The organism is Marinobacter sp. (assembly GCF_048269445.1).
Classification (GTDB): Bacteria; Pseudomonadota; Gammaproteobacteria; order Pseudomonadales; family Oleiphilaceae; genus Marinobacter.
In genome coordinates this window covers 485,703-498,052 of record NZ_JBLXIQ010000004.1, presented here as the reverse complement: position 1 = coordinate 498,052, position 12,350 = coordinate 485,703, and the positions used below count along the sequence as shown (strand labels likewise).

Sequence of the window (12,350 nt, the reverse complement as noted above, 5' to 3'; positions counted from 1 at the left end):
AGCCATACCTGTCCCGGATGGATAGAGGAGAAGAACAATGTTCCATGATGTTAAAAAGATTTTATATGTCTCCGATCTTGAGCAAGGTTCACGTCCGGCATTCCGTGCAGCGGTCAGCCTGTGTGGTCACTACTCCGGCGCTCAGATCACTTACCTTTATGTGATCGAGTCCCTGTCGGGTACCGCACGTAGTGTACTGAGTAACATGATGGAAGAAGAAGAGCTCGACGAGATGCTGCACAAGGGCGTTGAGGCGCTGACCGCCAAGATCCGCGGGCGGATAGAGTGCTTCTGCGAGGAAGAGCTGGAAGAGCACGAAGTGTTAGGCCTGAAGAACATTGAGGCGCGCATTGAGGAAGGCACGCCCTGGCGTAAAATCCTTGAAGTCGGCGACGAGATGAATGCCGATGTGATCGTTATGGGTACCCGCAAGCACAGCGCGCTGGGGCAGGCTCTGATCGGCTCTACCGCGACCAAGACGCTGACTCACTCCAAGCGTCCGGTGCTGATCGTGCCGCTGGTGGGGGGCTGATGCTGGCCGTTAGTAATGTCTCGGTAGCCTTTATTGCGGCAAGGGTAAATATGGGCGAGTAGAGCGCAAAGTGGATGAAGTGGGTTGCCCTGCCTATCGTGGCTGCAATTCTGATAAGACTTGTACTGTATTAGTCGACAAAAAACGCCAGCCCGGAGGCTGGCGTTTTTCGTGGAGCTGAACCGAAAAGGTCAGTGCTTAGGCAACGTTCGCTTCGGCGGCCTTCTTGGTGTAGTTCTCCATCTGGTCGAAGTTGAGATACTTGTAGATCTCTTTCGACATGCTGTTCAGGTCCTTGGCGTACTCCATGTACTCCGCGGCGGAGGGGAGTTTGCCCAGGACCGCACCAACCGCTGCCAGTTCCGCAGAGGTCAGGTACACGTTGGCACCATCACCCAGGCGGTTCGGGAAGTTACGGGTGGAGGTGGACAGCACGGTACTCTTGGCTGCCACGCGGGCCTGGTTACCCATGCACAGAGAACAGCCCGGCATTTCGGTACGAACACCGGCGGTGCCGTAGATGTTGAAGTAACCTTCTTCCATCAGCTGGGCCTGGTCCATCTTGGTGGGAGGGGACATCCACAGACGGGTTTTCAGGGGCTCCTTGTTCTGTGCCAGCAGCTTACCGGCGGCGCGGAAATGACCAATGTTGGTCATGCAGGAACCGATGAAAACTTCGTCGACCTTGTCGCCAGCCACTTCGGACAGGGTGCGGGCGTCGTCCGGATCGTTCGGGCAGCACACGATGGGTTCTTTGATCTCGGCGAGATCGATTTCTACCACGTGGGCGTACTCGGCGTCCTTGTCGGCACGCATCAGCTTGGGATCCGCAATCCACTCTTCCATTTGCTGGGCGCGACGCTCCAGGGTACGCGGATCGCCGTAACCTTCGGCAATCATCCAGCGCAGCATCGTGATGTTGGAACGCAGGTACTCAGCCACGGACTCTTCAGACAGGTTGATGGTGCAACCGGCTGCGGAGCGCTCGGCGGAAGCATCGGAAAGCTCGAATGCCTGCTCAACGGTCAGGTGCTCAAGCCCTTCGATTTCCAGGATGCGGCCGGAGAATTCGTTGATCTTGCCTTTCTTCTCAACGGTCAGCATGCCCTGCTTGATGCCATACAGCGGAATGGCATGCACCAGATCACGCAGCGTGATGCCCGGCTGCATTTCACCCTTGAAACGGACCAGAACCGATTCCGGCATATCCAGCGGCATAACGCCGGTAGCAGCGGCAAACGCCACCAGGCCGGAACCGGCCGGGAAGGAAATGCCCATCGGGAAACGGGTGTGGGAATCACCGCCGGTACCCACGGTGTCCGGCAGCAGCATGCGGTTCAGCCAGGAATGGATGATGCCGTCGCCCGGGCGCAGGGAAACGCCGCCTCGGGTGCGAATGAAGTCCGGCATGGTGTGCTGCATTTCCACATCAACCGGCTTCGGATAGGCTGCTGTGTGGCAGAAAGACTGCATTACCAGATCCGCCTGGAAACCCAGACACGCCAGGTCTTTCAATTCATCACGGGTCATCGGACCAGTGGTGTCCTGGGAGCCGACGGTGGTCATGTGCGGCTCGCAGTATGTGCCAGGACGAACGCCTGTGCCTTCTTCCAGGCCGCAGGCCTTGCCGACCATCTTCTGGCCGAGCGTGAAGCCCTTGGTGCCTGCTTCCGGGTCGTTCGGCAGACGGAAGATATCCGTTGCACCCAGACCCAGTGCGGTACGGGCCTTGGCGGTCAGGCCGCGGCCGATGATCAGCGGGATACGGCCGCCGGCCTGAACTTCGTCCAGAATCACGTCGGATTTGAAATCGAATTCGGAGATGGTCTCGCCGGCTTCGTTCAGGATCTTTCCGTCGTAAGGACGGACTTCAATGACGTCGCCCATGTTCATGTTGTCGACCGGCGCTTCGAATACCAGGGCGCCGGCGTCTTCCATGGTGTTAAAGAAGATCGGGGCAACCTTGTTACCGATACAGATACCGCCGGCACGCTTGTTAGGCACGCCCGGGATGTCGTCACCGAAGAACCACAGCACCGAGTTGGTGGCGGACTTCCGCGAGGAACCAGTACCGACGACGTCACCTACGAAGGCAACCGGCAGGCCCTTGGCTTTGATTTCATCGATCTGGCTCATGGGTCCAGTGACGCCGGGCTCCTCCGGCTTCAGGCCGTCGCGTTCCATTTTATAGGCAGCGCGGGCGTGCAGCGGGATATCCGGGCGGGACCAGGCGTCCGGAGCCGGAGACAGGTCGTCGGTGTTGGTTTCGCCGGTAACCTTGAACACCACCATTTTGGTGCTTTCGGGAACCTTTTTCCGGTTGGTGAACCACTCGGCATTGGCCCAGGACTCAACCACGGATTTGGCGACGGCGTTGCCGGCGTCCATCTTTTCCTTAACGTCGTTGAACGCGTCAAACATCAGCAGCGTGTGCTTGAGTTCTTTTCCGGCCAGCTCGGCCAGTTCGCTGTCGTCCAGAAGGTCAACCAGAGTGGCAATGTTGTAGCCACCCTGCATCATGCCCAGCAGCTGAACGGCCTTCTTTTTGTCGATCAGCGGAGAAGCGGCTTCGCCTTTGACAATGGCAGACAGGAAAGCGGCTTTTACATAAGCCGCTTCGTCCACACCCGGCGGAACGCGGTTTTCCAGGAGGTAAACCAGGGTTTCTTCCTCACCCGCTGGCGGGGTTTTCAGCAGCTCAACCAGAGCGGCAGTCTGCTCTGCGTTCAGTGGCTTGGGAGGAATACCCAAGGCTTCACGTTCGGCAACGTGTTCACGGTAGGCTTCTAACACGATATGGACCCTCATCAGTTGGAATGTCCCGCGCCGTGGGCGTCAATGCCCGGCGGGAGTTTTATGGCGGAAAAGGCCGTAAACTGGCGCAGCATTCTATAGGAAACCCCTTATAAAGTTAAGTTGGACAGAGGTCGGAGCGATCTGTTAGATGCGTTATACTCCCGGGCCGCAAAGCAACCACCGTAATGACGCCATGAATAACGCCCTGCAAGATATTCACGACTTTCTGCCGTGCCGGACCCCACGAGGATGGATCGACAACGCCCTGGCCAACCAGGACGTGATGCTCATCGATCATGCCCATTGTGAGAAAAAGGCCGCATCGACCGCGCTCAGCCTGATGTACCGGTATGTGGACAACACTGAGTTGCTGAACAAAATGTCGCGGCTGGCCCGCGAGGAGCTAAGGCATTTTGAGCAGGTACTTGCGATTATGAACAAACGAGGCGTGGAGTATTGCCACCTGACACCGGCTCGCTATGCTGCCGGTCTAAGACAGGAAGTTCGCTCAGAAGATCCCGGCCGCCTTGTGGATGTTCTCATAGTGGGCGCTATTATCGAAGCGCGCTCCTGTGAACGGTTTGCGGCACTGGCGCCATTTCTCGATGAGAAGCTGGAAGACTTCTACACCAGCCTCCTGAAATCCGAGGCGCGGCACTTTCAGGATTATCTCAAGCTTGCTGAGCAGGCGGCCTCCGGCCCAGTGGACGAACGCGTCGCTGAGTTTTTGGCGCTGGAAAAGGTGCTGATTGAAGAGCCGGACACCGAGTTCCGGTTTCACAGCGGGCCGGTGAGCTGACCCGTTTTCATTCAAGCTTCCGACAAAGTTCGATCCAGGCGTCAATCCCAGCACTGCGGTATTTCTGCTTGTGCAGGATGAAGTAGAACTGCCGGTCAAAACGGCGGTGCTCCGGCACAGCCAGAGGAACCAGACTTCCACGTTTGAAGGCGTCGGCCAAAACAACGTCGGACAGGCAACCAATGCCAAGGTCTGCTTCAACCGCGCGCTTGATGGCTTCTGTATGTTCCAGTTCCAGAAGTACGTTCAGGTCCGGTAATAGACCGTGCATCCCTCTTTCGAAACTCTGCCGTGTGCCGGAGCCCTGTTCTCGCATGATCCAGGTGGCATCGCGAAGATCGTTATCGGTCAGCGAATGTTTGCTGGCCAGAGGGTGGCTGGGTGAGCAGAAAACGACCAGTTCATCGCCTCGCCATGGAATGACGTCCAGTTCCGACGACTGAAGTTCCCCCTCGATCAGCCCGATATCCAGCTCGAAATCCTTGACCCTTCTGGCGATCGTGCTCGTGTTGGCAACCTCCAGGGCGACTCGCGGACGGGTAGGGGTATTCATGTATTGGGCCATGACACCTACGGCCAGATAGTTTCCAATGGTAAGTGTCGCGCCCACTTTCAAGGCACCGACTTCCGTGTGTTTGCTGAGCGCCTGCTCCAGCTCATTGGACTGGGCGAGGACGGCTTCAACCTTTGGCCGGTAGAGTCGACCGAGCTCGTTCAGTTGAAGGCGTTTGCCAACGCGGTCAAACAGCTGGATATCAAACTGGTTTTCCAGCTCCTTAAGCGCACTGCTGGCTGCGGACTGAGACATGGCGAGGGACTCGGCAGCGCGGGTGATGTTCTGGAAATGGGCCGCAGCCAGAAAGACTTCCAGTTGTCGAAAACTGTATTTCATGACATTTCGCTCTAAATCGACCTGCTCGAATAAGGTTATGAGAATATCCCATTTTCCCGATAGGTTAGTGCCGGGTTACACTTAGGGCAATCCAAAATTGAAAAATCGGCCGTAACACGCGGAACGAACAGGCAAGAGGTTTACATGAGCAACCTGATTAAAGAGAAAGTTACCAGCGTCCATCATTGGAACGATACCCTGTTCAGCTTCACCACAAGCCGGGATCCAGGGTTTCGTTTCAAGAACGGGCATTTCGTCATGATTGGTCTGGAAACCGAAGGTAAGCCCTTGATGCGTGCCTACAGTATTGCCAGCGCCAATTATGAGGAAGAGCTGGAGTTCTTCTCAATCAAGGTTGAGGATGGCCCACTGACTTCCCGCCTTCAGAAGATCCAGGTGGGAGACGAAATTCTGGTGAGCCGAAAGCCTACCGGCACCTTGATTCTGGATAATCTTCTGCCGGGCAAGAATCTTTGGTTGATCAGCACCGGTACCGGGCTCGCCCCGTTCATGAGTATCATCAAGGATCCGGAAGTCTATGAGGCATTCGACAAAGTGATCCTGACTCACGGCGTGCGCTACCAGTCAGAACTTGCTTACCAGAAGGAAATCGAGGAGCTTCCGGAGAACGAGTTTTTCGGTGAGATGGTCGAAGGCAAGCTGGTCTATTATCCGACTGTCACCCGTGAGGATTTCCGCAACCGTGGCCGGCTGACGGATGCCATGGAAACCGGGAAGATTACCCGTGATCTGGGCCTGCCGGATTTCGATCCGGAAAACGACCGGTTCATGATTTGTGGCAGCCCAAGCATGCTCAAGGATACCTGCGCCATCCTGAACAAAATGGGCTTCAAGGAAGCTCGGGGTGGCGACATGGGGCATTACGTTATCGAACGGGCGTTTGTGGAGCAGTAAATAACGCCACTACTCAGTCCCTGAATGAAGCCGGAGCGTGATGCTCCGGTTTTTTTATGCTTGTATCTAACAGGATCAGTCGTAGAAACGGGAAAGCTTTCGGAGAGACTTCCAATGAAAGGCAGACAGGGAATAGGGCGAATTTTACTGGGTTTTCTGGCCGCCCTGATGGCCGGAGTGATCCTTGGATCGGTAGTCCAGACCCAGCTGAACATGCTTGCTCTTCAGGAGTTGGGGATACCGATCGATATGGCTACTCGCCTGTTTGCAACCGCCCATGACCTGCTCAATTTCGGCCCGGTCTACGCGATTCTTTTCGGGGCGGCGTTCCTGCCCTCACAGGCTGTGGCCGCCGGAGTATTGCGGGTTACCGGACCGCACGTTCGCGGACTGGTGTTCGCCCTGGCTGCGGCCGCCGGGCTTTGGGCCGCCCTGGCGGCTGCCGACGCCCTTGCACCCATGCCGACGTTGATCGCGGCAACCCGTTCCCAGGCTGGATTGGCTGCCATGCTCGGCACCGCAGCTTTGGCCGGTTGGCTGTTTGCCCGACTATCGGCATCCCGGCTTCGTTCTGAGGGTAGCCATTCGGCCACGTCGATGGCGCTGTGTTGTCTGGTAGTCGGGGTGGCATGGCCCTATGGTTCCGCCAAAGCCCAGTCGGAGATGAACTACTCCGTCGAGACGGTCGCTTCCGGCCTCGAGCGCCCCTGGTCCCTGGCTTTCCTGCCGGCGGGCGGCGCCCTGGTCACAGAAAGGCCCGGCCGGCTCAGGAGAATCTCTGACGCAGGCCGTTTGCTGGAAGCCCCGATAACCGGAGTGCCCGCTGTGTTCAACGACGGTCAGGCAGGGCTTTTCGAGGTGGTGCTGTCCCCGGAGTTTTCAGAGAACCGGATGATTTTCCTGAGCTACGCTTGTGGTACGCGTTCCGCTAATCATCTGTGTGTTGCGAAGGGCAGGCTCGAAGGAGAAGCGCTGGAGGGTGTCACCGAGATTTTCCGGGCCACCCCAGCCAAATACGGAAACGCGCACTACGGTGGCCGGATGGCCTGGCTTCCGGACAGCACTCTGGTGGTTACTCTGGGTGACGGGTTTGATTTCCGCGAGCGGGCCCAGGACCTGTCCAGTCATCTGGGTAAGATTGTCCGGTTGAATCCTGACGGAATCGTCCCGGGTGATAATCCCTTCTTCGGCCGCGAAGGAGTGCTGCCGGAAATCTACAGTTACGGTCATCGCAACGTTCAGGGGCTTCTCTATGATCCGGTTGAGGACAGGCTGATTGCCCATGAGCACGGCCCCCGGGGCGGCGATGAAATCAACCTGATCAAGCCCGGAAATAACTATGGCTGGCCGGTAATTACCCATGGGATTGATTATACCGGCGCCCTGGTTAGTCCGTTTACCGAACGCGAAGGCATGGAGCAGCCCCTGCTCTACTGGTCGCCTTCCATCGCACCGTCCGGAATGACCCGCTATTGGGGCGATCTGTTTCCGGCATGGCGAGGAAGTCTTCTGGTAGGGGCGCTTGCGGACCGGAGCGTGCACAGGGTTGAGCTGGATGGGTTACGGGCAAAGGATTCAGAAACCTTGTTCAAAGAACTGAACGAACGAATTCGCGATGTGGTCAGCGGCCCGGAGGGTGCGGTGTATCTGCTGACAGACAGCCCCGAGGGCCGGGTGTTGCGCATCTTGCCTCAGTCTTAGAGTCGGGCCCCGCTCCTCCATCAGTGTATAGTACGTGGTTTTGGAAATAGGGGAGTCACGATGTTTCATCTTGAACTGGAACCACGTTTCAGCGATACCGATGCCCTTGGGCACATCAGCAACACCGCCTTGCCAGTCTGGTTTGAACAGGCCAGAACGCCGATTTTCCAGATTTTTCATCCCACCCTGGAAACTGACACCTGGCCGCTGATCCTCGCTCGGCTGGAGATTGACCTGAAGGCACAGAGTTACTGGCATATGCCGGTGGAAATTCGCACCGGGATTGGCAAAATCGGCAACAGCTCCTGCCACGTGGTTCAGGAGGCCTGGCAGAATGGCAAACAGGTTGCCCGTGGTGTGGCCGTCCTGATTCATTTTGATTACGCCGCAGAAAAAGCCTTGCCTATTCCTGATGAGATCAGGTCAGCACTGTCCGAGCATCTGATGGATTGAGGCATGCAAGCCGATGCACGGAAGCCCGGAGCCTCAGGTTGCGGGACTTTCTGCCTTTTTGCGCGGATCAATCGTATCTTCATCGAGCCAGGTACCGCAGAATTTGCAATAACGAGCGTCCCGTTCATGTCGATCCCTTCCGCATCCGGGGCAGGATTCACGGGAATAGCGCTCTTCACGCAAGGCCCGGATCACTTCGGCGGAGAAGACGCCCACAGGCAGTGCAATGATCGAATAGCCGGTGAGCATTATCGCTACCGATATAAACTGTCCCAGGGGTGTAACCGGTGTTATGTCTCCGTAGCCGACCGTCGTCAGCGTGACAATGCCCCAGTAAATCGCGGTCGGAATGTTGGTAAACCCGGCTTCGGCGGGCTCGATCAGATAAAGAATGGAGGAAAAGATAGTCACAACCATCAATACGGTAAACAGGAACAGAAGGATCTGATGCCGGCTCCGTATCATGGCGTCGAGCAGGAGCCTCTTCTCTCCCTCCAGAATCATCATGTCAAGCACCCGGAACAGCCTCAATGCCCGGAGCATTCGGACGATAATCAGGGTGTGGGAACCGGGCACGATCAGGGTCAGCCATGACGGCAAGATCGCCAGAAGGTCGATGATGCCATAGAAGCTTTTCAGGTAGAGCCAGGGCTTCTGCAAACAGTAGATTCTCAGAGCCAGCTCAATCGTAAAGAGAATGGTGATGCCCCATTCCGTGTAGAAAAACAGGTCCCCATAACGTTGGTGGTAGCTGTCTATGCTGTCGAGCATGACAATCCCGACACTGATGAAAATCAGTAGGACCAAACCAATATCAAAAGCCTTGGCCGCGCGGCTTTCGGATTCGAAAAGCAATTTGAAAAGCCGGGTGCGCAGCCCCAGCTGTGCGGGTTCAAGGCTTGGCATTCTTTTAGGTCTCCATTTCACCAAACGGTGTCTGAACTCCTCTAAACTCTAGAGAGCGGTGGGTTTCCCCGTCAACATACTTTCTGCGAAGGAGGCACCATGAAGGGACTCAACTCAGTGACGCGTGTTATTCCGGTTTGGGGGATCGGTTGATGCAAGAGGGAAAGGACTCAAGCCGACAGCAAGAAATGGCTGTCGAGGTCAATCGTATTATCCGATCGGAGCGTAAGCGGGGAAGGGCAAGCAGGTTGGCCTGGCTGATTGTGCTCTTGGTACTTTTAGCCCTCTCTGGCTGGTGGCTGTGGCCGGATGACAAAGAAGTGCTGTGGCAGACCCACCGACTGGACCGGGGCAACATGGTGCTGACGGCCACCGCAACCGGAAGTCTTGAGCCCAAAAGCGAGGTTTCGGTGGGTGCCGAGATTTCGGGCCTGATTACCCGGGTCCTGGTCGATGAGAATGACCAGGTTACCGAAGGTCAGGTGCTTGCTCTGTTTGATACCGATGAACTGGAAGTTGCCCTGGAACAGGCCGAGGCGCAGCTTGCGCTGGCCCAGGCATCCGTGGCGGAGGCTGAGGCCACGCTTCAGGAATCCAGGGTAGATGAGCGCCGGGTCAATGCATTGCGTGAGCGGGGCACTTCCGCCCAGGCGGAACTGGATGCTGCCATGGCAGCTCGCAAACGCGCAGAAGCCAAGCTGGCTTATGCACGGGCATCAGTGCGGCAGGCTGACGCATCTGTGTCCCAGGCTCGGACCCGGCTTGAAAAAGCTGTGATCAGTTCGCCCATCGACGGTGTTGTTCTACAGCGCAGTATCGAGCCCGGCAATACCGTGGCGGCCAGCTTCCAGACACCGGTCCTGTTTCTGCTGGCGGAGGACCTGAAAGAAATGGAACTGCATGTCTCTATGGATGAGGCGGATGTCGGATTGGTGGAGGCGGGGCAAAACGCGACCTTTACTGTCGATGCCTGGTCCGGAAGGGAGTTTTCCGCCAAAGTGCTCAAGGTTCATCTGTACCCTGCCGTTGAGAACAATGTGGTCACCTACACCACTGTGCTGTCCGTCAATAACAGCGAAGGGCTTCTCAGACCGGGCATGACAGCAACCGCCACCGTCGAAACCGGACGGCGTGAGGATGTTCTCCGGGTTCCCAACATGGCATTCCGTTTCACACCACCTGAGGCCGATGCCGGTGGCGGAGGGCTGTTCAGTCACCCCGGCGCCCGGGCCGGCGGTAATCGACTCGGGCCTTCAAACACTGTGTGGGTAATGCGTGATGGGCAGCCCACCCGGATGGTGGTGCGGACGGGGGCATCTGATGGCCGGTTTACGGAACTGACCGGTGATGAGTTGGCCGAGGGAGACACAGTGGTCACCGGAATACAGACGGCAGCGCCATGAATGATCAGAGTTCATCAGGAGTTCTTCAGGCGGGACAGGCACCTGTTGTAGTGCAGATGCACGACATCTTCAAGATTTACGGTAGTGGCCCTACGGAAGTTCGCGCCCTGGATGGTGTGAGCCTGACTATCCGCGCCGGGGAGTTCGTCGCCATCATGGGGCCCTCGGGTTCCGGGAAGTCCACCTGCATGAATATCCTCGGTTGCCTCGATGTACCGTCCTTTGGTGAATACTGGTTCCGGGGCGTGGAAGTCGGTCGCCTGGACCAGGACGAGCTGGCCCTGTTACGTCGCCATTTCATGGGTTTCGTGTTTCAGAGTTTTAACCTGTTGCCCAGGGTCAGTGCCTTGGGCAATGTCGAGCTGCCACTGATCTATGAAGGGGTGCGGCCGGCCCGGCGCCGTCAGTTGGCGATGCAGGCACTGACGAACGTTGGCCTTTCCGAGCGGGTCAATGCGACCTCTGCCCAGCTCTCCGGCGGCCAGCAGCAGCGGGTGGCGATCGCCCGGGCTCTGGTAACCGAACCGCCGGTACTGTTGGCGGATGAGCCCACGGGCAACCTGGATACTGTGATGGCCGGAGAGATCATGAAGGAGTTGGTTTCCATCCGTGAACAACGTGGAATTACCATCCTCATGGTGACCCATGAGCCTGAAATCGCCAGGTATGCCGACCGGGTGCTGTTTTTCACCGATGGCAAGCTGGTCAGGGATGGCGCGCCTGCGGAGGTTATCCCGTGAGGGCTCTGGACACCCTGGGTATGTCGGTGCAGGCCATTGCCCGCAACAAGCTGCGTTCGTTCCTGACCACCCTCGGCATCATTATCGGGGTTGCGAGCGTGGTCGCTATGGTACACTTGGGACAGTCAGCCACCCGCAGTGTCACTGAACAGATCGCCAGCATCGGTTCCAACCTGCTGTTTGTTATGCCGGGCTCCGCCCAGCGGGGCCCCGGTGGAGTCCGAACCAGTGCGGAGAACTTCGAATTGGCCGATGCAGAGGCCATCAGCAACGAGGTAGACGGCGTACTTGTGGCTCCCGCGCTTAATACCCGCGCCACTGTTGTCATAGGTAATGTTAATGACACGGTCCCAATAATCGGCACCACCAACGAGTATTTTGCCGTACGCAACCATTACCTGGATTACGGTCGAGGGTTTGAGCCCAGCGAGCTGTCTTCCGGCGCTGCCGTGTGCATTATCGGCAAAACACTGATCGAGGAAATGTTCCTGGGTCAGGAACCATTAGGGTCAAATATTCGGGTAGGGCGGACGGCCTGCCGGGTAATTGGCGTGCTGGAAGAGAAGGGTGAGACCATGGGTCAGGATCGGGACAAAACCATCTTGATGCCGGTCAAGGCGGTACAGCGACGGCTGGTAGGCGAGCTCGATGTTGATGCGATTTACGTGTCTGCCCAGGTGGATGGCTCGACCGGCGTGGTCCAGACACGGATTGAATCCCTGCTGAGACAGCGCCGCAGTGCCTCTGCTGACGCCGCCGATGACTTCTATGTCCGGGATACCCAGGACATCGCCCAGGCCCTGGAAAGTACCACCAACACCCTGACGGTTCTGCTCGGTGCGATTGCGGCGGTCAGCCTGCTGGTTGGCGGAATCGGCATCATGAATATCATGCTGGTATCGGTCACAGAGCGTACGCGGGAGATCGGCATTCGCCTTGCCATCGGTGCGCAGGCCCGTGATGTGTTGACCCAGTTTCTAGTAGAGTCCATTGCGCTCTCGACGCTCGGCGGCATCATAGGCCTCGTTCTGGGCGTAGGGGGAACCTGGCTGGTTACCTGGCGGCTGGATATGCCCTTTGTCGTCTCGCCGGCGGTTATGGCGGTCGGGTTTACTTTTTCCGTGGCGATTGGCGTTATCTTCGGATACTTCCCGGCGCGGAAAGCTGCCATGCTCAACCCCATTGATGCGCTGCGGCATGAATAGCCCGCCCA

General features: G+C 57.4%; 11 protein-coding genes. 8 read left to right on the top strand and 3 right to left on the bottom strand.

The window, feature by feature from the left end; genetic code table 11:
* Positions 1-37 precede the first annotated feature (37 nt).
* The gene (locus ACN0XM_RS11315; protein ID WP_417567029.1) at positions 38-532 is read left to right on the top strand and encodes a universal stress protein; all 495 of its coding nucleotides are present in this window, start codon (positions 38-40) and stop codon (positions 530-532) included.
* A 198-nt stretch (positions 533-730) separates the two neighbouring features.
* Here ACN0XM_RS11315 and ACN0XM_RS11310 read toward each other — a convergent pair whose 3' ends face one another.
* Positions 731-3,325 carry a bifunctional aconitate hydratase 2/2-methylisocitrate dehydratase gene (locus ACN0XM_RS11310; RefSeq protein ID WP_417567093.1) on the bottom strand — a complete coding sequence of 865 codons (2,595 nt, stop codon included), beginning with the start codon at positions 3,323-3,325 and terminating at the stop codon, positions 731-733.
* A 196-nt stretch (positions 3,326-3,521) separates the two neighbouring features.
* Between ACN0XM_RS11310 and ACN0XM_RS11305 the strand changes: the two genes are divergently transcribed.
* On the top strand, positions 3,522-4,127 hold the full coding sequence (locus ACN0XM_RS11305) for a tRNA-(ms[2]io[6]A)-hydroxylase (protein WP_417567092.1): 606 nt from the start codon (positions 3,522-3,524) through the stop codon (positions 4,125-4,127).
* A 7-nt stretch (positions 4,128-4,134) separates the two neighbouring features.
* On the opposite strand, the gene ACN0XM_RS11300 is transcribed toward ACN0XM_RS11305, so the two are convergent.
* On the bottom strand, positions 4,135-5,019 hold the full coding sequence (locus tag ACN0XM_RS11300) for a LysR substrate-binding domain-containing protein (protein WP_417567028.1): 885 nt from the start codon (positions 5,017-5,019) through the stop codon (positions 4,135-4,137).
* A gap of 144 nt (positions 5,020-5,163) precedes the next feature.
* Here ACN0XM_RS11300 and ACN0XM_RS11295 point away from each other — a divergent pair, with 144 nt between their 5' ends.
* The 3 genes from ACN0XM_RS11295 (at position 5,164) to ACN0XM_RS11285 (ending at position 8,088) form a co-directional block, all read left to right on the top strand.
* Positions 5,164-5,934, top strand: a complete 771-nt coding sequence (locus tag ACN0XM_RS11295; RefSeq protein WP_417567027.1) for a ferredoxin--NADP reductase — start codon at positions 5,164-5,166, stop codon at positions 5,932-5,934.
* Between the two features lie 114 nt (positions 5,935-6,048).
* Positions 6,049-7,635, top strand: coding sequence for a PQQ-dependent sugar dehydrogenase (locus tag ACN0XM_RS11290; protein ID WP_417567026.1), 1,587 nt, complete (start codon positions 6,049-6,051; stop codon positions 7,633-7,635).
* 60 nt (positions 7,636-7,695) lie between these two features.
* Complete coding sequence (locus ACN0XM_RS11285; protein ID WP_417567025.1) at positions 7,696-8,088, top strand: acyl-CoA thioesterase; 393 nt, start codon at positions 7,696-7,698, stop codon at positions 8,086-8,088.
* Between the two features lie 33 nt (positions 8,089-8,121).
* On the opposite strand, the gene ACN0XM_RS11280 is transcribed toward ACN0XM_RS11285, so the two are convergent.
* Positions 8,122-8,994 carry an ion transporter gene (locus ACN0XM_RS11280; RefSeq protein WP_417567024.1) on the bottom strand — a complete coding sequence of 291 codons (873 nt, stop codon included), beginning with the start codon at positions 8,992-8,994 and terminating at the stop codon, positions 8,122-8,124.
* A gap of 152 nt (positions 8,995-9,146) precedes the next feature.
* Between ACN0XM_RS11280 and ACN0XM_RS11275 the strand changes: the two genes are divergently transcribed.
* Genes ACN0XM_RS11275 through ACN0XM_RS11265 form a run of 3 tightly spaced genes read left to right on the top strand, consistent with a single transcriptional unit; the run spans position 9,147 to position 12,342 of the window.
* Entirely contained in the window at positions 9,147-10,397 is a 1,251-nt protein-coding gene (locus ACN0XM_RS11275; protein ID WP_417567023.1) for an efflux RND transporter periplasmic adaptor subunit, read from the top strand.
* Entirely contained in the window at positions 10,394-11,137 is a 744-nt protein-coding gene (locus ACN0XM_RS11270; RefSeq protein WP_417567022.1) for an ABC transporter ATP-binding protein, read from the top strand. The genes ACN0XM_RS11275 and ACN0XM_RS11270 overlap by 4 nt, the downstream gene beginning before the upstream one ends.
* The gene (locus ACN0XM_RS11265) at positions 11,134-12,342 is read left to right on the top strand and encodes an ABC transporter permease (RefSeq protein WP_417567021.1); all 1,209 of its coding nucleotides are present in this window, start codon (positions 11,134-11,136) and stop codon (positions 12,340-12,342) included. The genes ACN0XM_RS11270 and ACN0XM_RS11265 overlap by 4 nt, the downstream gene beginning before the upstream one ends.
* Positions 12,343-12,350: the final 8 nt, after the last annotated feature.

Bases quoted from the DNA above. Each gene is read 5' to 3' on its own strand.
- ACN0XM_RS11315 (WP_417567029.1), top strand. From the start codon at position 38: ATGTTCCATGATGTTAAAAAGATTTTATATGTCTCCGATCTTGAGCAA.
- ACN0XM_RS11305 (WP_417567092.1), top strand. From the start codon at position 3,522: ATGAATAACGCCCTGCAAGATATTCACGACTTTCTGCCGTGCCGGACC.
- ACN0XM_RS11300 (WP_417567028.1), bottom strand. From the start codon at position 5,019: ATGAAATACAGTTTTCGACAACTGGAAGTCTTTCTGGCTGCGGCCCAT.
- ACN0XM_RS11295 (WP_417567027.1), top strand. From the start codon at position 5,164: ATGAGCAACCTGATTAAAGAGAAAGTTACCAGCGTCCATCATTGGAAC.
- ACN0XM_RS11290 (WP_417567026.1), top strand. From the start codon at position 6,049: ATGAAAGGCAGACAGGGAATAGGGCGAATTTTACTGGGTTTTCTGGCC.
- ACN0XM_RS11285 (WP_417567025.1), top strand. From the start codon at position 7,696: ATGTTTCATCTTGAACTGGAACCACGTTTCAGCGATACCGATGCCCTT.
- ACN0XM_RS11280 (WP_417567024.1), bottom strand. From the start codon at position 8,994: ATGCCAAGCCTTGAACCCGCACAGCTGGGGCTGCGCACCCGGCTTTTC.
- ACN0XM_RS11275 (WP_417567023.1), top strand. From the start codon at position 9,147: ATGCAAGAGGGAAAGGACTCAAGCCGACAGCAAGAAATGGCTGTCGAG.
- ACN0XM_RS11270 (WP_417567022.1), top strand. From the start codon at position 10,394: ATGAATGATCAGAGTTCATCAGGAGTTCTTCAGGCGGGACAGGCACCT.